This window comes from Mucilaginibacter sp. BGA-UO-ETr-C110, from assembly GCF_059567985.1.
In genome coordinates this window covers 3,416,638-3,442,160 of the sequence record NZ_JCAQPB010000002.1, presented here as the reverse complement: position 1 = coordinate 3,442,160, position 25,523 = coordinate 3,416,638, and the positions used below count along the sequence as shown (strand labels likewise).

General features: G+C 42.0%; 17 protein-coding genes. 13 read left to right on the top strand and 4 right to left on the bottom strand.

Features of this window, described 5'->3' with window-relative positions; genetic code table 11:
* The first annotated feature begins 279 nt into the window (after positions 1-279).
* The 9 genes from AC57BQ_RS14955 (at position 280) to AC57BQ_RS14915 (ending at position 16,682) form a co-directional block, all read left to right on the top strand.
* On the top strand, positions 280-510 hold the full coding sequence (locus AC57BQ_RS14955) for a hypothetical protein (RefSeq protein ID WP_496407052.1): 231 nt from the start codon (positions 280-282) through the stop codon (positions 508-510).
* Positions 511-620: 110 nt separating this feature from the next.
* Positions 621-2,777 (top strand): glycoside hydrolase family 3 C-terminal domain-containing protein, encoded by a 2,157-nt coding sequence (locus AC57BQ_RS14950; protein ID WP_496407051.1) that lies wholly within the window; start codon positions 621-623, stop codon positions 2,775-2,777.
* Positions 2,778-2,934: 157 nt separating this feature from the next.
* A complete protein-coding gene (locus tag AC57BQ_RS14945) occupies positions 2,935-5,049 on the top strand; it encodes an alpha-L-arabinofuranosidase family protein (protein WP_496407050.1) in 2,115 nt (704 codons plus the stop codon).
* 97 nt (positions 5,050-5,146) lie between these two features.
* Positions 5,147-6,694 carry a glycoside hydrolase family 43 protein gene (locus AC57BQ_RS14940; RefSeq protein ID WP_496407049.1) on the top strand — a complete coding sequence of 516 codons (1,548 nt, stop codon included), beginning with the start codon at positions 5,147-5,149 and terminating at the stop codon, positions 6,692-6,694.
* Positions 6,695-6,978: 284 nt separating this feature from the next.
* Complete coding sequence (locus tag AC57BQ_RS14935; RefSeq protein ID WP_496407048.1) at positions 6,979-8,244, top strand: glycoside hydrolase family 27 protein; 1,266 nt, start codon at positions 6,979-6,981, stop codon at positions 8,242-8,244.
* 16 nt (positions 8,245-8,260) lie between these two features.
* On the top strand, positions 8,261-10,213 hold the full coding sequence (locus tag AC57BQ_RS14930) for a sialate O-acetylesterase (protein WP_496407047.1): 1,953 nt from the start codon (positions 8,261-8,263) through the stop codon (positions 10,211-10,213).
* Between the two features lie 90 nt (positions 10,214-10,303).
* Positions 10,304-12,316 carry a glycoside hydrolase family 97 protein gene (locus AC57BQ_RS14925; RefSeq protein ID WP_496407046.1) on the top strand — a complete coding sequence of 671 codons (2,013 nt, stop codon included), beginning with the start codon at positions 10,304-10,306 and terminating at the stop codon, positions 12,314-12,316.
* Between the two features lie 221 nt (positions 12,317-12,537).
* Positions 12,538-14,658, top strand: coding sequence for a galactocerebrosidase (locus AC57BQ_RS14920; RefSeq protein ID WP_496407045.1), 2,121 nt, complete (start codon positions 12,538-12,540; stop codon positions 14,656-14,658).
* A 179-nt stretch (positions 14,659-14,837) separates the two neighbouring features.
* On the top strand, positions 14,838-16,682 hold the full coding sequence (locus AC57BQ_RS14915; RefSeq protein WP_496407044.1) for a beta-L-arabinofuranosidase domain-containing protein: 1,845 nt from the start codon (positions 14,838-14,840) through the stop codon (positions 16,680-16,682).
* Between the two features lie 824 nt (positions 16,683-17,506).
* On the opposite strand, the gene AC57BQ_RS14910 is transcribed toward AC57BQ_RS14915, so the two are convergent.
* Positions 17,507-18,871 carry an Hsp70 family protein gene (locus tag AC57BQ_RS14910; protein WP_496407043.1) on the bottom strand — a complete coding sequence of 455 codons (1,365 nt, stop codon included), beginning with the start codon at positions 18,869-18,871 and terminating at the stop codon, positions 17,507-17,509.
* Between the two features lie 317 nt (positions 18,872-19,188).
* On the opposite strand from AC57BQ_RS14910, the gene AC57BQ_RS14905 reads away from it, so the two are divergent.
* Both AC57BQ_RS14905 and AC57BQ_RS14900 read left to right on the top strand, forming a co-directional pair.
* Entirely contained in the window at positions 19,189-20,589 is a 1,401-nt protein-coding gene (locus AC57BQ_RS14905) for an EndoS/ChiA family endoglycosidase (protein WP_496407042.1), read from the top strand.
* Between the two features lie 169 nt (positions 20,590-20,758).
* On the top strand, positions 20,759-21,124 hold the full coding sequence (locus AC57BQ_RS14900; RefSeq protein ID WP_496407041.1) for a hypothetical protein: 366 nt from the start codon (positions 20,759-20,761) through the stop codon (positions 21,122-21,124).
* Here the strand turns inward: AC57BQ_RS14900 and AC57BQ_RS14895 are convergent.
* Positions 21,105-21,809, bottom strand: coding sequence for a LytR/AlgR family response regulator transcription factor (locus AC57BQ_RS14895; protein ID WP_496407040.1), 705 nt, complete (start codon positions 21,807-21,809; stop codon positions 21,105-21,107). The genes AC57BQ_RS14900 and AC57BQ_RS14895 overlap by 20 nt on opposite strands.
* 3 nt (positions 21,810-21,812) lie before the next feature.
* Entirely contained in the window at positions 21,813-23,000 is a 1,188-nt protein-coding gene (locus AC57BQ_RS14890; RefSeq protein ID WP_496407039.1) for a sensor histidine kinase, read from the bottom strand.
* A gap of 426 nt (positions 23,001-23,426) precedes the next feature.
* Here AC57BQ_RS14890 and AC57BQ_RS14885 point away from each other — a divergent pair, with 426 nt between their 5' ends.
* Complete coding sequence (locus AC57BQ_RS14885) at positions 23,427-24,134, top strand: MBL fold metallo-hydrolase (RefSeq protein WP_496407038.1); 708 nt, start codon at positions 23,427-23,429, stop codon at positions 24,132-24,134.
* A gap of 12 nt (positions 24,135-24,146) precedes the next feature.
* Entirely contained in the window at positions 24,147-24,503 is a 357-nt protein-coding gene (locus AC57BQ_RS14880; RefSeq protein ID WP_496407037.1) for a hypothetical protein, read from the top strand.
* A gap of 89 nt (positions 24,504-24,592) precedes the next feature.
* Here the strand turns inward: AC57BQ_RS14880 and AC57BQ_RS14875 are convergent, their stop codons facing one another.
* Complete coding sequence (locus AC57BQ_RS14875; protein WP_496407036.1) at positions 24,593-25,507, bottom strand: FKBP-type peptidyl-prolyl cis-trans isomerase; 915 nt, start codon at positions 25,505-25,507, stop codon at positions 24,593-24,595.
* Positions 25,508-25,523: the final 16 nt, after the last annotated feature.

Here is a 25,523-nt window from a genome sequence, read left to right as displayed (position 1 = left end):
AGCAGGGTATAACCAGTAATTGCCTCCAGGCCCGACACTGCTGAAAAGAGGGGCGGGGTTTTAAAAATACGCTAAGTTTTACGATAAAGATCGGAAGTTTGAAAATTAAATAAGAGCGAGTTTTAGTTGAATAAAAGTTGATGCCTGGGGCCTTTACTGAAAGGGCCCGGCATTTTTTAACTCTGACAATTCTGTTTTCAACATGACGGAAATCAACAGTGATCTATTTGAACGCATGACGATTGCCGCGGCAAATGATACCTGGTTAAAAAAGACGATATGGAAAATCAAATTATTTCAAAAGCGCCAGAATTAGATCAAAGTGAAATTAAGGCTTTGATAGAGAATTTTGATACGATTGGTATTTTGCTTAAGGAGCACCTTACTATCTTCAGTAACCCTATCGTAACGCCGGAATCGAAAAAAATGTGTAACGAGGGCCTGGTTCTTATTAAGAAGTTCACTCAGAAATGTTTAGAACATTATGGGATGCGTTACCTTTCAAAATAAGATTTCAAGGACAGGTTATGTGGAATCCTGAGTTGGCCTTAAAGCATATGCTGTTGAAAATTACGGCCGCAGATAAATAGCATCGACAACAAGTAAAGAAATAATATTTTATGAAATATACCATTGCCTGTATTATGGCATTTTTAGTGGCCGGCGGAGTTTCGGCACAAAACAAAAGTGAGGTTGCGCTTAATGCGAAGATCAACAGCATCGTCAGCAAAATGACACTGGAAGAAAAAATAGAAATGCTTCATGGAAACGCGCTATTTTCTTCCGCAGGCGTAAGCCGTTTAGGTATTCCTGAGCTTACGTGCGATGATGGACCATTAGGCGTACGTGAAGAAATAAAGCGTTTTGATTGGGCTTCGGCTAACTGGACAACCGATTCTGCTACATTTTTACCGAATGGCTCGGCGATAGCGGCCACCTGGAACCCCGTCATGGCCAACTGGTATGGCGTAGTTATAGGGGAGGAGGCGAATGCCCGTAAAAAGGATATAATGCTTGCACCGGCATTCAATATTTGCAGGATGCCGCTTTGCGGCCGTACCTATGAATATTATTCGGAGGATCCCTATTTGAACAGCCAATTGGCTGTTCAATCTGTAAAAGGAATTCAAAGCCAGCATGTAGCAGCTTGTATAAAACATTTTGCCGCAAATAACCAGGAACTTAACCGAGATAGCGTAAACACGATAGTTGATGAAAGGGCCCTACGCGAAATTTATTTCCCGGCATTTAAAGCAGCCATACAGCAAGGCAATGCCTACACCATTATGTCGGCCTACAATAAGCTGAATGGTTATTGGTGTTCCGAGAATGACTATTTATTAAATAAGGTGCTAAAAAACGAGTGGGGCTTTAAAGGAGTTGTCATTTCGGATTGGGGTGGTGTACACCATACCGTTGCTGCGGCCAACAACGGGCTGGACATTGAAATGGGATCAAGCGGGCCGTATAATCAGTGGTATTTTGCCCAGCCGTTGCTTAAGGCTGTTAAGGAAGGCCAGGTTCCGGTAAAAAAAATTGACGATAAAGTGCGCAGGATTTTATGGCTCATGTATCACACGTCTATGAGTACCCATCATCCTAAAGGATCTATCGCTACTCTGGAACATGCGAAAACCGCTTATGATATTGCATCAGAATCTATTGTTCTGCTAAAAAACGACAATCATTTATTACCTTTAAAAGCAAGCGCAATAAAACGCATTGCTGTTATCGGAGATAATGCGGTACGCACATTTGCCCTGGGGGGGTACGGCGCGGGAGTAAAGGCCAAATATGAGATTACCGCATTGGAGGGCATAAAATCAAGATTCGGCAAAACAGCCAGTATCAGTTTTGCGCAGGGTTACAGGGCCAATTACCTGGCAAGCAAAACCGACGAACAAAACCGCGGCTATGATAAACCCGATCAGAACCTGATTGATGAAGCTGTGGCGCTCGCAAAGGCCAGCGATGTAGCTATTTTGTGTATCGGCTCAAACCGTGAATATGAGAGTGAAGGTCATGATCGTAAAAGCCTGGAACTGCCTTTTGGGGAGCAGGCTCTGGTTAATGCGGTAAGCGCCGTTAATCCTAACACCATTATCGTCGTTATGGCTGGTGCGCCATATGATCTGAACGAAATTAAAAAATCAAATCACACCGTTGTTTGGTCTTGGTTTAACGGATCAGAGGCCGGTAACGCGCTGGCTGATGTATTAAAGGGTGTTATCAATCCATCTGGTAAGCTGCCGTTTACCTTTCCGGTTTCGCTGCATGATTCGCCTGCATTTAACCTGAATACCTATCCGGGTAAAGGCCTGACTACCGACTATAAAGAAGGGATACTGGTTGGATATCGCTGGTATGATACTAAAAACATAGAACCGTTATTCCCTTTTGGTTATGGTCTTTCCTATACTGATTTTTCTTTTGGCAATTTTTCGACTGACAAATCCAGCTATAAAAAAGATGAAACAATCCACACAAAGTTTACGATTAAAAATACAGGGGGCAGTTATGGCGCCGAAGTTGTGCAATTGTATGTAAGCGACCCGGTTTGTTCGGTATTGCGCCCTGAAAAAGAGCTTAAAGGGTTTAAAAAAGTATTTTTAAAGCCCGGCGAAACAAAAACGGTAGAAATACAGGTGAAAGTTGCCGACCTGGCATTTTACGACGAATCAAAAAAATCATGGAAAGTGGAAGCAGGTGAATTTGTTCTTCTATTAGGTAATTCATCACGCCATATTTCAAAAACAGTAAAAATCTTGGTTAAATAAAGTCATTTCAGCAGCTGTGTGTGGTTTATGGAAAATCTGTGAACCGGACATACAGGCTATCCGGAATACCGATAAACTCAGAAATAATTTTCAATGGAGATGACCCATTGGTCTTATAAAATAAGTGTAAAAAACACAATAAATAATATTAAATTTCATGATGAAAAAGTTATTACCCATTTCAAGTTTGTGCCTGTTCCTGTTCACGGCAACAAGCTTAAAAGCGCAAAACCCAAAGCTTACGCTTGATTTAACTAAACCCGGCGCAAACGTAAGCCCGCAACTGTATGGTTTGATGACCGAAGAGATCAACCATTCGTACGATGGGGGTCTGTATGCCGAGCTGATCAAAAACAGGATATTTAAGGATAACCCCAATACACCGGAAGCATGGAGCGTAATCAAGGAAGGTGGCGCGAAAGCCACAATTCAATTAGTTGCCGCAAACCCCAACTATGTACCTGCAGATGAGCGGCGTCATGCAATTAATGGCTCGTTAACAACCTGTTTAAGACTATTGGTGGATACAGGCGGTGGTCGTGCCGGTATTGCAAATGAAGGTTATTGGGGCATACCTGTTTTGCCTAATACAACTTATAACGCCTCTTTTTATATTAAAGGTATGGAAAGCAAGCCATTGACCGAGCAATGGGCTCCCGCGCCTAAAACTGCAGTTCCGGTAATTGCTGATAACACTGCCGGGCCTATAACCGTAAGTATAGAAAGTAATGACGGTAAAACAATATATGCTTCGGGGACTATTAATTTGGTAAAAAGCGCCTTTTGGAAAAAATATGAACTTAAATTAACAACCGGCGCTGGCGTTCAACCAACAACTGACGCCCGTTTTGTTATTTCAACAAACCGTACCGGGGTTTATTATTTTAACCTCGTCTCGTTATTTCCGCCAACTTATCATAATCGCCCGAATGGGAACCGGATAGACATAATGAAATTATTGGCTGATATGAAACCCCGTTTTTTACGTTTCCCCGGTGGTAATTTCCTTGAAGGCCCAAAATTGACCGATGCATTTCCGTGGAAGACTACTTTGGGACCGCTTGAGGGGCGGCCCGGTCATACCGGCTCATGGGGTTACCGCCCGACTGACGGAATGGGCTTACTTGAATTTTTAGAATGGTGCGAAGACCTGAAAATGGAACCGCTGCTTGCCGTTTATGCCGGCTATTCACTCGATGGCGACCATGTAGACGCAGGCCCGCTTTTAAAGCCATATGTAGACGATGCGCTTGATGAAATTGAATATGTTACGGGCGATGTACACACGTACTGGGGCGCTAAGCGTGCGGCAGATGGGCACCCGGCGCCCTTTAAACTCAGCTATGTGGAGATTGGTAACGAAGACGGGTTTGATGCGTCTGGCAGTTACGATGGACGTTTTGCCCAGTTTGTTGATGGTATTAAAGCCAAATACCCCAACCTTCATTGTATTGCAAGCATCGGCGGTAAGGACTGGCTTGGGACCAGGGGTAAATTAACAATTCGCAAGCCCGAAATTGTAGATGAACATTATTATCGCAATGCCTGGGGAATGGAAGAGGATGCGGCACATTATGATAACTACGACCGCAATGGATATAAAGTGTTTGTAGGTGAATGGGCAACAACGGAAGGCATGCCCACCACCAATTTGAATGCTGCCCTGGGCGATGCCGCCTGGATGACCGGTATGGAGCGCAATTCGGACCTGGTTATCCGCTCATGCTACGCGCCATTACTTGCAAATGTAAATAAGGCTACTGCAACCGTGCAGAAAGGATGGCAATGGGAATCAAACCTGATAGGTTATGATGCATTGACAAGTTTTGGTTCGCCCTCGTACTATGTACAAGTAATGTTTAACAGCTATATCGGCAATAAAGTGGTGCCTATAGCGGGCGCCAATATACCAACCCAAACGCGGCCGGCTAATAAAACGGACAGCGCGGCGAACAAAATGCCCCAACCTATACCAGCCATGTTTTATGTAGCTACCCGGGACACTAAAACGGGAAAATTGTTTCTTAAAGTAGTAAATGCAACAGGAAAGCCGCAGCAGGTTGATATTGATTTAAAGGGCGCTGGAAAGTTTTCTCCCGAGGGTCTTATCGTGGTCATAAAAGGTGATAAACCCAAAGATACGAACACGATCAGCGATCCGGTAAAAATAGTTCCGGTTACCTCCAGGATAAAAGTGGCCGGCGCTAAATTCACCAGGACTTTCGATCCATATTCAGTAAGCATGCTTCAAATAAATACATTAACCAAATAATTGAAACCAGGTAAGAAACTAAATAAATAAAACCAGCTAAGAATAGCAGGACAAAAAAACAAATGTGAATATGAGAAATGCGATTTACAGGTTATGGATGACGACCTTAATTATCATGCTTATAGCGCCGTGTTTATACGCACAAAAAGCAACTAATCCTATTATTTATGCAGATGTACCGGACATATCGATAGAACGTGTAGGCAATAGCTATTACATGAGCAGCACAACGATGCACATGAGTCCCGGTGTACCGATTATGAAGTCGAACGACCTGGTGACCTGGAAGACGGTAGGTTATGCATATGATACTTTAGCAAATATTGACGCAACAAATCTCACAAATGGCAAAAACATGTATGGGGAGGGGTCGTGGGCAAGTTCTATTCGTTTTCATGATGGCACCTATTATGTAAGCACATTTTCTGCAAATACGGGCAAAATGCACATTTACAGTACTAAAAATATCGAAAAAGGTCCGTGGAAAGCCAGGTCATTTGCCCCCGACCTGGGTGATCACTCCTTGTTTTTTGATGATGACGGAAAAGCGTATATGATTAGCGGGAGCGGAGATTTAAGGTTAGTTGAATTAAAGAACGATCTTTCCGGTATAAAACCCGGCGGAACGGATCAGGTTATCATTAAAAAAGCAAACGTGCCTTCGGGCGGTACCGGCCTCGGTCCGGAGGGCTCTCAGCTGTTTAAGATAAACAGCAAATATTATCTTTTCAATATTACATGGCCACCGGGCCACGTACGTACTGTTATCATACACCGGGCAGATAAAATCACCGGCCCGTACGAAGGACGAATTGGCCTCCAGGATCTGGGTGTGGCACAAGGTGGATTGGTTGAAGCGCCAAATGGAGCCTGGTATTCTTATTTGTTCCGTGATTATGGCTCGGTGGGCCGTATTCCTTATTTGGTTCCTGTAAAGTGGGAGGATGGATGGCCTGTTTTGGGCACTGGCGGCAAAGTGCCTGAAACACTCGACCTGCCCGCCGGTAAAGGTTTGATTCCAGGTATTGTTGCTTCAGACGATTTTACCCGTAAAAAAGGCGAACGGGCATTACCACTGGTTTGTCAATGGAACCATAACCCGGATAATAGCTTGTGGTCTGTTACCGCGCGGAAAGGGTATTTACGGCTCACCACCGGCAGGATTGATACCAATTTCCTGATGGCACGAAATTCATTGACACAACGCACTATTGGCCCGGTATGCTCCGGGACAGTTTCACTCGACATTTCTAACATGAAAGATGGTGATTTTGCGGGTTTGGGCCTTTTGCAAAAAAATTACGGATTGGCAGGTGTCAAAATAACCGGGGATAGCAAAGCTGTCGTCATGATCAATGCAAGCACCGGAAAACCTGTAGAAGCACAGAAAATCCCCCTGGACCAAAAGATAGTATACTTTAAAGCGGAATGCAATTTTACGAACAGAAAAGACGTGGCAGACTTTTTTTATAGCCTGGACGGGAAAACATGGATACCATTGGGCACACAATTAAAAATGGCCTATACCTTCCCGCATTTCATGGGCTATCGTTTTGCTTTGTTTAATTATGCTACAAAAAACATAGGGGGAGCGGCTGACTTTGACTTTTTTCATATAACAGATTCCATTTCCCCGGAAAAATAAAGCGCATTAAATTAACACTTAACCATTTTTATGAAAAAAACTCTAAATTATTTATTAGGCATTCTGACATTAACAAGATGCAGTAAGCAAGAAATTAATGATTTAAGCGTAAAACCAGTTATTACAAACGCTAATAAGTCGTTCGACGCAACCAGTTACGTTTTATTTACAATATAAATCTCCGATAGATGACCTCAACTTGGAAAATTTTAACTTTTTTAATAGTATTTAGTTTTTGTACATCAATAAAGGCGCAAAACACGAATGTTGCGCTAACCCCCCCTATGGGATGGAACAGTTACAATTGTTACGGTATGACGGTTCATGAGGATGAGGTAAAAGCAAATGCTGATTACGTTGCGCAAAACCTGAGGGCGCATGGCTGGCAATATATAGTCGTGGATTTTTTATGGTCCTTTGATAGCCGAAGTGGCGACCCGTTTCAAAAAAGACTTGCAGATGGCTCATATAGCCCCTGGCTGGCAATGGACCAATGGGGGCGTCTAACACCTGATACAATTAAGTTTCCGTCGGCATTGGGCGGTAAGGGGTTTAAGCCATTGGCTGATTATGTCCATTCGCTGGGGTTGAAATTTGGTATTCATGTAATGCGTGGCATCCCACGCCAGGCAGTATGGGCAAAATCACCCGTAATGGGCACTAATGGCATAACTGCTGATATGATAGCCGATACTAATTCAAAATGCGCCTGGAATAACCACATGTTTGGCCTGAATATGGTTAAACCCGGTGCGCAGGCATACCTGAATTCAATATTGAAATTATATGCAGGTTGGGGCGTTGATTTTATTAAGGTCGATGACTTATCAAGGCCATATAGCACTGCGGAGGTTGAGGGCTACCGCAAGGCAATTGATAATTGCGGCAGAGCCATCGTGTTTAGCACATCACCGGGGGCTACGCCTGTTGATAAAGCTGATAACATAAAACAAAATGCCAATATGTGGCGGGTGGCCGATGATTTTTGGGACGAGTGGAACGCAGTATTGCAAATGTTTAATTATGGCAAACAATGGGAAGGCGTTGGCGGGCGCAGCCATTGGCCCGATTGTGATATGATACAAATAGGCAAGTTGTCAAAACGGGGCCCTGTAGGTGCCGAACGTTATAGCCGTTTTACAAAAGACGAGGAGTATTCGCATATGACATTTTGGACCATCTTCCGCTCCCCGTTAATTTTGGGCGGCAACCTGCCCGAAAACAGGGAACAGGAATTGAAATTGTTTACAAACGATGAGGTGATAGCCGTTAACCAACATGGGACTGAACCGCGCCAGTTATACAAAATTAATGATGCAATGGTTTGGTATTCGCACGTGCCCGATAGCACGGATATTTATGTTGCTTTATTCAACCTGGCGGCACAGCCGCAGGATGTGGATGTAAACTTTGCCCAGCTTGGCCTGAAAGGAAAAGTAGCCGTTCGGGACCTTTGGGAAAAAGAAGATGTAGGTACCTTTAAAGATGGATATAAAAAAACAATCAATACACACGGGGCCGCTTTGTTAAAACTATCGTTGCTTAATTAGCTATTCGAATAAAACAATGAAAATAAACAAACGGATATTATTAGTGTTTTTTACACTGTTCCACTTTTTCCAAACATCCGGTTATGCCCAGGTAACTTTGCCAAAAGTGTTTGGCGATAATATGGTTTTGCAAAGAGGCATAAAAATTCCTGTTTGGGGTAACGCAACTCCAGGTTCCTTGATTGTTGCAACGCTTGGTAAAGTAGGTGCAAAAGCGAAAACTGATAAAGACGGCAAATGGATGTTGCATTTTTCGAAGTTTAATGCAGGTGGTCCTTATGATCTCAAAATTTCTGAATCAGGAAAGCCGGAATCCACGATCAAACTAAAAGGGCTCCTTATCGGAGATGTTTGGCTGGCTTCGGGTCAATCCAATATGGAATGGCAAGTACAGCAGGCGCGGGATGCTCCGAATGAAATCGCTAAAGCCAATTTTCCGCAAATTCGCTTTCTTTTGGTAGAACATGATATTAAGTTTACTCCTCAATCTGATTTTTTAGCGGGTAAATGGAAACTATGTGACACAAATAATGTAAAGCAGTTCTCTGCCGTGGCCTATTATTTTGCCCGCAAAATACATAAAGAACAAAACGTTCCAATCGGGATCATTCAAAGTACCTGGGGTGGAACGCCGGTACAGACATGGACAAGCCGGGAAATGCAGCTTACATCGCCAGCTACCAGGGCAAAAATGCTTGCAGGCGATACGCTGACTCAAAATGATGTTGTAAAAGACAGCTTAAATATGATACGGTTTTGGGACATCGTTTATCACCCCCAGGGCAATACTGATAAGACCGTTCCCTTACCGGAATATAATGATTCTGGCTGGACCGCGGTTGAGATGCCCCGCTTAGTTAAGGATTTTGGGATTGGAAAATATGAAGGAATGATGTGGCTACGAAAAAAAATTGTGTTACCCCCATCTTTTGCTGGAAAAGAGTTAGTGCTGAATATTGGCCATCCTGAAATGAATTACTCCCTTTATTTTAACGGCGCCGAAATATGCAAAACAATTTGGAATAGCAATCCAAAGCAATCCTATACCATTCCGGCCGGCCTGGTTAAAAACGGGGAAAATACCATTGCTATAAGAATGGCTATGCTGTGGGGCGGCGGTGGATTGAACCCTCCGGCCGAAAATATTTATATTACTGATGGTTATTCTAAGATCTCTTTAGCAGGGAAATGGTTGTATAAAACAAATGTTGAACCGGCCATTCCTAAAATCCACAATTACCAAAATTACCCCGCGGTGCTGTTTAATGCCATGATTAATCCGTTAATTCCTTTTGGGGTCAAAGGGTTTATCTGGTACCAGGGAGAGGCGAATGATACGGAGGCTTACCGCTATAGGGAATTATTCCCAATGCTGATCAACGACTGGCGAAAACACTGGCATCAGGGTAATTTCCCTTTTTTATATGTGCAGTTGGCGAACTTCAAAAAAGAAGATCCGCTTCCTGCTGAAAGCGAATGGGCCGAATTGAGAGAAGCCCAAACACTAACGCTGTCACAACCCAACACAGGCATGGCTTGTATAATAGATATTGGCGATGCCGGCAGTATTCATCCGACAAATAAACAGGAGGTAGGACGCAGGCTGGCGCTGATAGCAGAAAAAAAAGTATATGGGAAAGATATTATCGCCTCGGGGCCAATGTATAAAAGCTTCGTTGTCAAAGGGAAAGATATAATTATAAGGTTTACCGATCCAGGTTCGGGACTTGCAATCCGCGATACAGCTTCACTAAAAGGATTTGCGATTGCCGGAGACGATAAAAAATTCTATTGGGCATCCGCCAGGATCGAAGGTGATAAGGTAATAGTTAGTTCGGATAAGGTAAATATACCCATAGCCGTACGTTACGCGTGGGCCGACAACCCCGTTTGTAACCTTGTTAACAAAGAAGGGCTGCCGGCCGTGCCCTTCAGAACAGATGAATGGAAGGGAATTACCCCCAAATAATTTCGTTTACAAACTAAAAAGAATGTTTGATCAGAATAGCTAAAGTAGATCAATAGCATATTAGTTAAAAAAGAGCCAAATAATCAAAATATGAAATTCATTGAAATACTACTGCCATTTATAATGTTAGGTTTTCTGGCATCGGTACAAACTACCAGTAATAAACATCTAATCAAAGCAATAGCTACAGCCCTGCTGTTTTTGACCGTCAACATTGTGTGCCAGGCTCAAGTTTTATCTCCAGATAAAAATATTAAAGTTGTTGTAGAAATGCAGCAGGCAGGGCAGGGAGGTTTAGGTCAGGCCTATTTTAAGGTGCTGTATAAAAGCAAGGGAGCTTATATTGAAGTGTTGCCGCCTTCGCCATTAGGCATATTAAGGGAGGACCAGCAATTCGTATCCAATCTCAAATTAATTGGCGAGAGCAAGCCTGTTATAGTTCATGACAAATATGAAATGCTGACCGGAAAGCGAAAGCTTTGCGAGAATTTTGGCATCGAAAAAACATTTAACTATCAGAATTCTTCAAAACAGCCCTTGAATATTACTTTTAGGATTTATAACGATGGGGTTGCGTTCCGGTATGCATTTCCCAATCGCTCAGACTCCAGTTTATCGATTAAAGATGAAGCGACAGCCTATGTAATTCCTGAAGGTACGGCAAGATGGATGCAGCCGTTTGATCAATCCTATGAGAATTTTTATCCGCTTAATACTGATGGAGTTATTGAAAAGGGGAGCGGTGATTGGGGTTATCCTGCTTTGTATAAAGTTAATAACCAGCCATTATGGGTATTAATTTCAGAGGCAGGTATAACCAGGCAAAATTGTGCGGCGAAACTTAACAATAAACAAAACTCAAACCTGTATAAAGTGAGTTACCCTGCGGCAAAAAAAAACTGGCATGGCGGCGCTGTTTCCGATTTGCCATGGAAATCGCAATGGCATGTGATGATCGTGGGCGGCCTGGCTGATCTGGTGGAGAGCACACTGATCACCGACCTAAGCGAACCTGCCGCCTTTAAGGACACCAAATGGATCGAACCAGGAGCCGTAGCCTGGGTGTATTGGGCCTATAATCATGGTTCAAAAGATTATCAAAAAGTAATAGAATATATTGATCTGGCTGCAAAAATGAAATGGCCATATGTGCTTATTGACTGGGAATGGGATGTTATGGCAAACGGCGGTACCTTAAAGGATGCTTTGAGCTATGCTAAAAGCAAGGGTATCAAAACGCTTTTATGGTATAACTCGGGTACCGAATGGCTTGGCGCAACTCCGGCTGAGCGGTTATTAACGCATGAGAAAAGAGAAAAGGAATTTTCATGGCTTCGAGATATTGGGGTAGCAGGTATCAAGGTCGACTTTTTTGCCGGAGACCAGCAGGAAATGATGCAATATTATATGGATATTTTGGAAGATGCCGTAAAGTACCACCTGCTGGTTAATTTTCATGGGGCTACCGTACCCCGTGGATGGGCCCGTACTTATCCCAATTTAATGAGTACCGAAGCGGTGTACGGAGCCGAATGGTACAATAACGCCGGCGTTTTAACCAATAAGGCTGGCGCGCATAACACCACACTTCCATTTACCCGGAACATTGTAGGCTCTATGGATTACACACCGGTAACATTTTCCAATTCGCAGCACCCGCATATCACTTCCTTTGCTCACGAGTTAGCGCTGGCGGTGGTATTCGAATCAGGGATACAGCATTTTGCAGACAGGCCCTCTGGTTATTATGACTTAGCCGAAGAGCCCCGGGAATTTCTAAAACACTTTCCTACCACCTGGGACGAAACAAAGCTGATAAACGGCTATCCGGGGGAAATGGTCGTGATAGCCCGGAGAAAAGGCAAGCTATGGTATGTTGCCGGGCTTAACGGGAAAGACACTCCGCAGATACTTAATCTTAATTTTAACTTTTTAGGCAGTTCGAACTATTCTTTCCAACAATTCAAAGACGGAGCTGATACCAAATCAATCGCAAGCGAAACCAAAAATGTGAAAAAATCAGATACGCTTCAAATTCAATGTCTTCCTATGGGTGGCTTTGCGGGGGTGATCAGCGACAAAGACTCAAACACACTTAAATAAAAAAATATTATGAAACGCAGGCAACTTTTAAAGCATCTGGCAGCTTAGAACAACAATGAATATCAAAAAGAAAGTATTGCAGGTAACAGCTCTTTTTGCTGCAGCGAGTGTGCAGGCTCAAAACCTGATTATACCCCGAGTTGGCGCACGCGTGTCGCGTGTGCTAGCTAAAGCAACGCCCATCAACGGTCTTATTTATTTTAACACATACACACCGATTCATGAAAGCAATTTTTAATTCAGTATCTCTAATTCTTCTTTTATTTTTCTTTAAATCTAATGCACAACAAATCATGTATCAGGATTCTGTCCAGACGGTGAAACTACAGGGCAATGCCGGGGGAAAGCGTTTCGATGGAATTGGTGTGGTAAATGGGGGAGGCGCTACATCGGTACTGCTGAAGGATTATCCCGAACCCCAACGCAGTCAGATTCTCGACTTACTTTATAAGCCAAAATTTGGAGCTTCCGTAAGCGCACTGCTTGTTGAGATTCCCGGCGATGGCAATTCAACGCAGGGGTCCATGCCGAGCCACATGCACACGCGTAAGGATCTTGATTACTCCCGGGGCTACACCTGGTGGATCTTACAAGAAGCCAAAAAGCGCAATCCCGATCTTACCCTCGATGCTACCGCGTGGAGTGCTCCCGGATGGGTTGGGAGCGGAAATTTTTGGTCGCAGGATGCAGCCGATTATTACGTTAAATGGCTTCAGGGCCTTCGTAAAGTTTACGGCCTTGAATTAGATGCCATCGGCTGCCGCAATGAAAAGGGTTTTGACTACAATTTTGCGAAGACACTCCGTTCTACCCTTGATGCCAACGGCTTTGAAAAAATTAAACTTCATGCGTTTGATGATTGGCCGAAAGGGAAAGTAGACTTCGTTAAGGACTTGTTTAAAGATGAGCAGCTTCGCAAATCCATAGATATTATCAGCGCTCACGTATTTTATGAAGTAGACACCGCTTCCCAACAAGTTCAGGAGATGGCTCAGAAACTTGATAAACCTATCTGGAACACTGAGGATCATGTTTATAAGAAAGGCTTCGATTGCCTGATCAGTATTGTGGAGTGTTTCAACCGCAACTTTATTCAAAGCGGTGCTACCAAGATCGTGAATTGGTATGATATTGCAGGTGTTTACTCTATCGAGCCATACTCGGAAGACCCTGCTGCTGTACTGGCACAGTCGCCATGGAGCGGGCATTACCAGGTACGCGAGGCTTTGTGGGGTTATGCACATTATGGGCAATTCTCGAAAGTTGGATGGCAATACCTGAATGGGGGTAGTGTTAACCTTAAAGGTGGTGGAACTTTAGTAACCTTAAAATCGCCCGCAAAGGACTACAGCATCATTATCGAAACAAAAAACGCAAAAGCTCCACAACAAATCCGTTTTCAGATCGGCGAGGGGCTGTCTCTAAAACAGCTTTGCGTATGGCGTAGTAATGAGAAAGAGCATTTTGTACAGCAAGTTGGCATAAAACCAACAAAGGGCACATTTACACTTACCTTAGAACCCAATTCAGTTTACTCTCTTTCCACTACTACAGGGCAGCAAAAAGGAAGCTTTGCTAATATTCCCGATTCCAAGCCCTTCCCTTTTCCATATTATGAAACATTTGAACAATATTCCTTGCCTAAAGTATGGGGATATTTACCACGCTACACTGCCGATATTGTCGATGCGTTTGAAATCACTGAACGCCCGGATAAAAAAGGCAAGTGCCTGCGCCAGGTTGTTCCAGACGCAACCAACTCCTGGGCACCAGATTGGCGGCCTTACAGTATTTTAGGTGATGCGCAGTGGAAGGATTATGAAGTAAGCGCTGAGGTTTATTTAAATGCAGGCGATATTGTTGGGGTTATGGGCAGGGTCAATCACGTTGGTACCGGGTATGGCTTTATTCCAAAAGGCTATTACCTACAGCTTGAAGACAATGGCAAATGTAGGATAATTGTAACCAGGGGAAAAGAGGATAAAAAGAAGCTTACCGGAGACGCTGAACAACAAGCAATTATCAGAAAACAAAACGATGAAAGTGAAGGTGGGGAAAAGGTGCTTGGTGAAATACAACTTTCAAATATCAGCCACAGTGAATGGCATAACCTGAAACTCCAATTCGAAGGATCTATTATTAGCGCATTCGTTGATGAAAAGCAGGTGATACAAGTGACGGATAGCTTGTACACCCAAGGAATGGCAGGACTGATTGCTGGGGGCGGTAAAAAGCCCAGTACACCTTTTTTCGATAATTTATTGATCAAGGGCAGAAATGCTCCCGTGCCGAAGCCTTCTCTTGCAGCACCAGGACAACTGCCGATCTATATCGTTAAATAATTTTGTCGGCGAACAATCCCCTCTGGAGCGGATTTACTTCCGTTTCCCCCTCCTTGGCAAGCTTATGGACTGGTTTTGTGCGTCTGCTGAGCTTGTGCGCTATTGGGAGTGCAGGCTAAGGAAGGACGCAATACCTCATTGGTGCTGATTGATCTTATAAAACAAATTAAAAATTCGCGATGAAAATTAGATTATTAGCGGTTGCAACATTATGCATTTTTGGTTATTTAAAAACGTTTGGCCAGGAGGTCAATAATGTTATCGAGAAAGCGCAGTCCTTCCCTGATGCTTCGGTTGTATTAAAACCGTCATGGATAAAACAAAGAGAAGACTTGAACACAAGGTATGTTAAATCTCTTGACCCCGACAGGTTATTACACAATTTTAGGGTAAATGCAAAATTGCCCTCTAACGCCAAGCCTCTTGAAGGCTGGGAAGCCCCGGATGTTGGATTGAGAGGCCATTTCACCGGACACTATCTTTCCGCCGCTTCGTTATTGGTAGAAAAGTATCAGGATACATTATTAAGCAGGCGGCTTAGTTATATGATAGATGAATTATACAAATGCCAGCAAGCTTTGGGCAACGGTTACTTAAGCGCATTTCCGGAAAGCGAATTTGACACATTGGAAAAAAAGTATGGTGGTGTATGGGCACCGTATTACACTTATCACAAGATCATGCAGGGCCTGCTGGATGTTTTTGTACGTACCAAAAACAAAAAGGCATATGGGATGGTCGTGGAAATGGCAGCCTATGTCAATAACAGAATGTCCAGGCTTGATAAGGAAACCATTGAAAAGGTACTTTACACCCCAGCGGCGAATCCTGCAAACGAATCCGGTGCAATGAACGATGTTTTATATAAACTCTACAAAATTTCAAAAGACCCTAAGCACCTGGCACTAGCGAAAATATTCGACCGTGATTGGTTTGCCGTTCCTCTGTCAAAGAACGAAGATATTTTGAGTGGGCTGCACTCCAATACGCATTTAGTATTAGTCAATGGATTTGCTCAGCGATATTCCATTACGCATGAAAATATGTACCATGATGCTGTAGTGAATTTCTGGGATATGCTCATTAAGCATCACGCCTACGCAAACGGATCAAGCAGCGGGCCACGGCCTAATGTTGTCACACCCACATCACTCACTGCAGAACATTGGGGCGTACCTGACCATCTCAGCAATACGATGACAAATGAGATTGCAGAATCATGTGTATCACACAACACGCAGAAACTAACTTCAACGCTTTTTTCATGGACAGCCAATCCGATCTATGCCAGCGAGTACATGAATGCATTTTACAATGCCGTATTGCCAACACAAAATTCCCTCACAGGAGCTAATGTTTATCATTTACCGCTTGGTTCTCCCAGAGCTAAGGCTTTTTTAAAAGAGAATGATTTTCGCTGCTGCAACGGCACCAGCATCGAGGCATTTGCTTTATTAAATTCAGGAATCTATTTTCATGGCCATTCTGATTTGTGGGTCAACCTGTACATTCCCTCCAAAGTTGCATGGGCTGAAAAAGGTATAGTATTGGAGCAACAAGGCAATTTTCCCACAGACTCCACCGTAGAATTTACTGTTTCAGCAAAGAAGGAGGAGGTTTTTAATCTTAATTTTTTAATTCCCGCTTGGGCAGGAAAAGTAGATATATATGTCAATGACCAAAAGCAGAATGCAAATGTTTCGCCTTCATCCTATTACAGTATAAATCGTAAATGGAAGAACAAGGAAAAAGTAAAACTGGTTTTCCACTACAATTTTTATATCAAGGCTATGCCTGATGATCCAAAAGTAGTGGCCATATTTTACGGACCCAATCTCCTGGCATTTGAAACCGCATCTGAGGTTATTTTAAAAGGAACAAAGGAAGAGATCTTGAAAAACCTGACAGTATCCGATAACAACCTTTTTCATTTAGCTGACGAGGGGAGAATTTACTCACTCCGTCCACTGTATGACATTGGAGATCAATCATACGGAGTATACGGTACTATCAGAGGGTATTAATGGAGCCCAGAAGGGAAAATCTTAGAACACTTATTCGAGTTTTTAGAGGCTGTAGAGCCGATTTTGAAAGATGAAAACAAAATTTCAAGTACCTGAAATTTTCAATTGTAGATTATCGATTTCCTATGGTTCGAGCCCATGTGTGGTATCTTTAAAAGTGCCTCAGATGTTGGTGCCGAGGGTCGTGGGTTCGAGCCCCATCATTTACCCCATTTCTAAAAAGCCTTTTTACAGTAGTAAAAGGGCTTTTTTTATGCCCTCAGGGTAGATTTTCGATAAAAAATAATGTTCGTAAGTTGAAAGCTGATGCGTTGTGTTTAACACTGCCCAACTTGACGAAAATGTTTTACAAATATTTTACAAGATGGCTTTACACCCGCGCCGTCGCCTTTGTGTAGGATGCTCAATTGCTTTAATTCATCTCAATCATACCCGCAAACGCTTTGGTCAGATGTATTTGGTCCTGGAACCCGACCGCCTTGTACCGTTGATGATAAACGAAGAGTCACTGGGCCTAGCCACACTAATCTGCACAGCCGCTGATAATGGCTTGGGTCAATTGTCCCTCATTGTCGTTTTCAAAGTGTTTGGCCAAGCTCAAGCCTAATGCCGGTCTATGCGGATGACATAATCTAGGCCATTTGATTTCATAAGAAGTGTTTAGCATGTTAAATAGGTTTGGGCTCAGCCTATGACTAATCAGACTTAAGAGTCTCTCGCCGAAAAGCGGATACTTTTGGATTAGTGAGATTTAAAAGGCCAATGCAAAACACTAAAATTTGACACCCGTTTCAAAATAGCCTCATCGGCTTGCTAAATTATTGTTAATCTCCAAATAGGTAACCACTGTAAGCTAAACCCTTAGCTACACTTTTGAAGTTATCCCCCGAATTTAGGCTAACATGGGGGAATCTTTGTTTGAAGAGATTTTGGATGCTACCAACCATAGAAGTTCCTCCAGTTAAAAAGAGGCTATCGATGTTTTTGGACTTAATACCATTTTGTACCATAAATTCATCCAGGTAGTTTGCAATCCGATCTACGTCTTTTGCGATAATCCGTTCAAAATCAGACAAGGGTATTTTCTCATCAATTTTGATATCCATTTTTTGATAGTGAAACAAAGCAGTATCAGCCTTTGAAAGCGTGATCTTTGTTTTTTCGATAGATTGAAATACTGAATAGCCCAGGTTATTTTCAATAAGCGTGATCAGATTCTTAAACTGCGGATCTTTGCCCGAAAAATAGTAGTAATCTTCAATATCTTTTTTAATGCGAAGCCCATTAAAGAAATTCATTTGTTCCCATGAACAAATGTTTGCAAAAAGCGATTTTGGTACGGTTAATACCTTACCAGGAGTTGCTTCGTATTGAGTATTTTTACCGAAATACGGCGTACCCTTCTCCCACATGAAAGCAGAATCGAAGCTATCTCCGCCCACATAAATCCCTCCATTGGCCATCATATCATTCTTTCTGTCTTTGCTCCCAACTTTTTCAGGGTCAAGCACCAAGTAGGTAAAATCTGTAGTACCTCCGCCAAGATCAGCTACCAATACATTTTCCTTTTTTAGGAGGCTTCTTTCATAGGCAAAGGCCGCTCCAATGGGTTCAAATTGAAACCTGACGTCCACAAAACCGGCGATTTCCGCTGCTTTATCTAATCGTGTCTGTGCTAATGTATCTTTCTTTACATCGTCGTCATCAAAAAAAACCGGCCTCCCAATTATTGCTTTTCGGCATTCTTGCCCAATTAATTGATCAGCACGGCCTTTAAGTTCCTTTAAAATGATAGCCACCAAATCAGAAGCATTATACTTCTTATTGTGAATACGGGTTTCTGTGAAACTGCTCCTTGACAACACTTGCTTAATGGACTTAATAAAACGCCCTTTCATGCCATCGTTAAGGTAGGCCGTAATTGCATCCTCACCTACCACGTAATTTGATCCGCTTGCTGCATTAGGCTGATGATAGAAATAAATAAGCGAAGGAATAATAATGGTGCTATGTATTTCTTTCGTCTCTTCGTCATAAATAGCCAAGGCTGAGTTGGTTGTCCCAAAATCAATTCCGTATAAAATTTTTTTCATGTCAGGGAGATAAAGCAATATAAATTTGGAGGGCGGCGAAAATATTAAAAAATGGCTTAATAAGGAAATTGATATTTGTTTTTGTTCTTTTTCCAAGGATTCTCCCTTTTTAACTAATTGACTTTCACTTGAAAACTTCAGTTGTTCAACTAAACGGATCGAATTATAGTATTTTTTATCACTCCATCGAAATCTTGATAAATTGCTGCTATAGTATGATAATATATTGTCAATATTAAATATTGACAGCATTATCTTTATAAATATAACTAAGCCATTCACTTTGTCTCTGCTTGGAAAACACAGAGAAATGTTCAATATCCATACTGCTGCCGGAAACCATGTAAATAGGCTCTGCGACACGCTTACCAACGAATAGTTTACCAATAAACCATACACTAAAACTACCATTTATGAAAAAATTGAACCGTTTAAAATGCATGTTTGCTTCAACCTTGTTACTGTCTTTTATTGCATGTAAAAAAGAAGCAAAAGATTTAAGCACATCTGCTATGGATGCTGCACAAAAAAACAAGCTTACTGCATCTCAGAATCTAAGCCTGGCCGCTACGGCATTGCCTGCAGCAGGGCAAAACAAAGTAGCCTATTATGTCTTTGATGTTACCCCCGCAAATCAAGGCATATTACCAATGACCACATTTACGGATAAAGCAAATGTGGTGGTGGTGTTTGAAGGAACCCTATGGGAGCTTGCAGATACGGTGCATTATAATACTGGTTCGATGCAAAATGCATATTATAAAAATAAAAGACAGGTTCTTGCTGATATTCAAACACTACGTTCAAGAGGGGTGAAAGTATTGATGAATGTTGATGATAACGCCAACTGGAGTTCTGCAACTCCGTTTACCACTTATAACGGCACTGCTTACAATTATGTTCAATTCGCTTCATTTGTGAACGATTGCGTTAATACTGTTGGTTTTGACGGAATTTCACTTGATGTTGAGCATGGTGCTACCGACAACACAAATTACCGAAACCTGATCAAGGAGTTAGGCAAATATTTCGGTCCCCTATCGACAAATAGCACCACAAAGATGTACGGCGGTGCTTTTTATTCAGGTGGCGCTCCCGGTCCAATTTTCCGGGAAACTTCATTAAGTCAATATTTGAATTTTGTTATGGATATGGGCTATTTTCAGGATAATACCTCACGGTTCAACTATTGGGCTAACACGCTGGGCAATGCAAAGGTAATGCTTGGAATGTCTTATGATGATAACTCGCAAAGTAGTGCCGTAGCTCAGGCACAGTGGCATCCGGACCCGGATAAGGCAGGCATTATGGTTTTTGCAGGCAATAAAAATAAAGTTTATACAGATGCCATTTTTTCTGCGCTTGAGGTTAATACAACACCGGCACCAAGTGGTTCAGATATAACTGATTATGCCGGTTCGCTTACTGCTCAATATCAAACAGGTTCGCCATCAGGTGAAGAGTTTACAAAAATCATTGATAACAACACCGCTACAAAATATCTTACCCAAAATGCATCTGGCTGGGTGCAGTTTAAGCCAACTACAGCAGCAACAGTTGTTCAATATACTATTACATCTGCAAATGATGTTCCCAATCGTGACCCTAAAAACTGGACCCTGCAAGGTTCAAATAATGGCACCTCCTGGACAACTTTAAATACGCAAACCAACCAAACTTTTGCATCAAGATTGCTTAAGAAGACTTATACCTTCACGAATACAACTTCCTATGCTTATTACCGCTTAAATATTTCAGCTGTACAAACCGGCAGTATTCTCCAATTCTCAGAGTGGGAGCTCATAAGAAATTAATGCTTTTTTTTAAAATAGGCTACAAATGAACATATTGTTTGTAGCCTATTTTATCTTCTTGCTGTCGTTCATCCGGTTTTTTAACAGCTGCCTACTTTAATATGTTCCGACCTGGAAACGGCTTTTACGGATTTGATGCTGATTTTATTATGAGGTGCGTGAAATTCGCTTGTTAGCCCATCTTGGAGCAGGAGTGATCTACAAAACGAAAGATGTCGAACTGGCCATTCTGGTGAACGACGAAGGCCAGTTAGGTCCATTGGGAGCGGCATTAATCGCTACCAGAACTTTGCTACACACGCCGCCAAAAAAGATATTAAAGCAATTAATACAATTTGTTTCATGGCAGTCCGGTGTTAATAAGCGGGGGGGACTGGTAAAGCTTGATGAAAGAATGATACGTACCTTAATTAAGTATGAGGCTAAATTTGAAGGTAAAGCGATCATTTTAGAACTGATCAGCCGGAGGCAATCCGATGTGGTTTATCCACATAGGGGCCTAAAGTCAGGAGTATTTATAGATTTTTACCGTTAATATAATTCTGCAGGAATTGCCGGTATCCATCGCCGATAGGGATTTCTTTTCCCTGTATAATTAGTTGTGTTTTTTGGATAGAATCAATTTTATCTAGTGCTATAATATATGATTTATGTACCCGCATAAATTTGGTAGCATCAAATTTTTCTTCAACAGCTTTTAACCCTAGCCGGGTAATTACGATTTTTCCCGAGTTTAGGTTAATTCGCACATAATCTTTAAGTCCTTCAATAAAATTAATTTCATGAAGCATTACTTTAACCAGTGAATAATTGGCATTTACAAATACATGTTCAGATTCGGCGGGCATTTTATGTACAAACTTATTTACCTTTAACATATTCTGAGCTTTCTGCACGGCCTTTAGAAACCGGTGAAAAGGTACCGGTTTTATCAGGTAATCAACCACATCCAGATCAAAACCATCAAGGGCATGCTCCTCATAAGCCGTTACCAGGATAACCAGAGGTGGATGGTTAAGCGATCGCAAAAATTCAATCCCGGTTATGCCAGGCATTTGTATATCCAGAAAAACAAGATCAATAGGTTGTTCGCTCAGTATACCCATAGCCTCAGATGCGCTACGGACTTTTGCAACCAGGTTTAAGGCTGGTAACTGCCTTATATTATCTTCCAATAACTCTCTTGCGGGCAACTCATCATCAATAATTAAACAATTCATGGGCTAAAGGTTGATTTCTAAGTTTACAATGAAAGTGCTGTCTCTTTGTTCAATTGAAATATGATGATTTTCGGGATAAAGTAATTCCAGCCGCCTGCGCACATTGGTCAGGCCAATACCTGAATTTTTATCCTTAACGGTTTCTCTTTTGCTTATATTATTCACCACCATGAGTTTGAGCGTCCGTGTCTCTTCATCCACATTGATAGCAACATCCATAATGGGATCCTCGGTCATGGCTGTGCCATGCTTAAATGCATTTTCAACAAAAGGGATCAACAGCATTGGCTCTATGTGGTATCCTTCAAAGCCGCCAGATAAAAAAAGATTCAACCTCAGGCTATCGCCAAAGCGGAGCAATTGGAGGTTGATATAGTTTTTCAGATATTCAATTTCCTTATCCAGGCTGATCCGGTCGCCATCACTGTCATAAAGCATATACCGCATGAGCTGCGAAAGGCTTATCAGCGAAGGTTCCATCAACTCTGATTTCTTACGCGCCATGGAAACCAGCGTGTTCATTAAATTAAACATAAAATGCGGACTTATCTGCGAGCGCAAAAAATCAAGTTCTGTTTTCAGATGGACGGTTTCCAGCTCTTTTATAAAGTTGTTTTGAGTTATTTTATCAATATAAAGCCGGTAGCCGTAGCTGCCAAAAATTACCAGAAAAAAGGGAAATACGGAAAAAAAAAGCCCAGGATTTAATATACCTCCAGCCATCCGTTTTTCCCTCCTGCGCGTGAATTCCTGATCAGACATACGCATGTGTGCCGAATCGGACATGAACCTGTTTTCCGGTCCATACATACGACTGAAGCCAGAATCGGGTATAAACCTATCTCCCTGGCCACGCATATACATCCTTCCCGGACCCGGCATATGCATGCTTCGGGGATCGGGCCAAAGATAGTTTTGTGAAACAAAAAACAGCAAAAAGCAAGCTAAAAGAAGCAGGCTATAATACCAGTTGCCATGTTTTTTTTCCTTGATAGGATAAACAATATAGGTATGCAAATAAAATATACCGATCAGCGCCAAAAAGGAGAAGGAGATATTGTAAATAGCTCCTTTTTGCGGGTCGTTACCGGCGGCAATGAGCCTGAACAAAAAAGGCAGAACAAAAACAATCGTCCATATCAATACCGGGAAAATTCCGCTGTATCTGTTTAAGTGCTTTGGTTTCTGCATAGTAAAAGTTAAAAGTAAAGGTTACAACACTCACCATTTTAAAATTGCGATCAAAGAGCCCATTATTACAATCAAACCCCGTTTATTGTAGACATTCTAACTTACATTTCAGCGTAATATTATGTAAGCACCATCAAATAATATGAAGTCATCAATGCCCTAATTAACTGACTAGCAAATTCTTCGCAGAAAATCGGCCTTTCGTATGAAAAATAAGCCGATACGTCTCATTTAACATTTGTTAACACATAACTTTTCAAAATTCGCTTAGAAAAAATGTGCGGCAGGACAAGGGCTAATGCCATTACTGATTCAAACAAAACGATCACCACTAACAAATTAAAACACCCCATTACAACACAATATGGCCGCTTCTTTTTACACTATTAACAAACAATTTTTCATTTTTTAAAAAGCAGTAATAGTATGAAACAGATCAGTAATAAAGTTTACCAGATCAGCTTGGGTATGGTCAATGTTTTTGTGATCGAGGACGATGGGTTGACACTTATTGATACAGGTCCGAAGGGTAGTGCCAATAAAATCTTCAACGCCATTGAAAAAGGTGGTAAAGATCCTAATGATATAAAACAGGTTATTATAACACATGCCCACCCAGACCATGCAGGCAGTGCCGAAGAAATTAAAAGGAGACTGGAAGTACCCCTGTTTGCCTCGCAAAAAGATGCCGTACTCATGCGGTTTGGGATTGCCGGCAGGCGGGATATACAGCTATCTCCAGGAGTTATAAACTGGCTGGTATACCGTTTATTTATTAAAAGAGCCGGAGTTATCATTGAACCCGTGCTTGTTGATGAATCATTAATTGATAACCAGATTATCCCGGTAGCGGGTGGCATACAGGTTATCCACACTCCGGGTCACAGCGCAGGTCATATTGCATTGTATATAAAAAGCGAAGGTGTTTTAATTGCCGGTGATATATGCGCAAACATGGGTGGCCCTGGTCTGAGTGTTGTATACGAAAACCGGGAACTGGGTATAAAGAGTATCATCAAAGCCGCTGAATTCGATTTTGATATAGCTGTTTTTGGTCATGGCAAACCGATATGGCAGCATGCCAACCAGGTATTAAGAGAAAAGTTCAACAGGCTAAACTACTCGCTGATCTAACCGGTAATCATCATGAAACGGATATTCAATCATATTCACAAGTTCAGTTTGGGCATGGCGCTTACGCTTATAGCCTACCGTGGTGAAACAATAGCTGATACCTGCCTGAACTACTGTTTCGACAGGCTTTTTTACGTGTTAAATAAAATTGAAAAAGGGCCCGATACGATCAGGCAGATGACCGGTATAACCTGTATTGTATTTTTTATTTTGCTGAATTTAACAGCTTATCATATTCATGCTCGAAATAAAACCAGCAGGTTATCATCTGCCCTGGCCAGCGTTAAATTAAATAAAGATTTGAAGGGATTTGGTGACCATTTATTAAAATCAGTTCATTTTTGGCAAAAATTCAAGGTTGGTTATTAACCCCTATTATCAATTTCTTAGTCCTGTTTAAACCAGTAATACTGTTTTAGTATTACTGGTTTAATCTTTTCAGACCCTCTAATAAGCTATTACGGATTCTCAACCGTAATCAGGTTTATATCAAATCTCAGGCAGCTAAACGCGGGTATAGTTGTACCGCTTCCTGTATCGCCATATGCTAAAGCAGAGGGCATGATCAATGTTATTTTACCTCCAGCGGTAATTTGTGGTAAGCCCTCCTGCCATCCTACCACTACGTCAGACAAGCTTGTAGTAAATGCGGCTGTGCCATCACTATTATTTGCCGAATCAAAAGAGGTCTGGTTTAATAAATAACCCGTGTACTGAACACCAACTACGGAGTAAAGACCAACTACATCTGTACCCGTCCCAACCTTGGTCACTTTATAATAAAGACCCGAAGCTGTCCTGGTATAGCCTGATAAATTATACCGTTTAAGATAATTCTGAATACAGAGTTCATCATATGCGGCCTGGTTATCCACAACATTTATGGTATAATCCAAACACTGGTTACCCTGAAGTACTTTAACATTATCCGTAGTAATTCCATTTACGCCATATGCCGAGCGCGAAGGTACCAGGAGCCTGATCTTGCCGCCTCTTTTTTTCAAAAGGAACTTAATGCCTAATTGAACACCCTTAGGAGCCAGGTAACCAACATAGTTATACATATGATTAACAACTGTATCAGTGCTGCTATAGGTATCGGCAAAATTATATACTTTGTACGTGAGCGATGTCTCATCATAGTATTCCAATGGGTTTCCCGTTCCGGGTGTTATGATCTGATAATAAATACCTGAGGTATCGCCATTAGTGGTATCCCTTTGCATACCCGTTAAACCTTTTGCCTGGATATATGCCTTTATCTGATCTGCATCATATTGCCTGATATTGATATTATCGCCGCTTTTCCGGCAGCCAGTTAAAAAAGCTATGGTCAGGCAGGTAAGTATAGTATATATAATTTTTTTTGTCATGAAGTTTTGATTTATT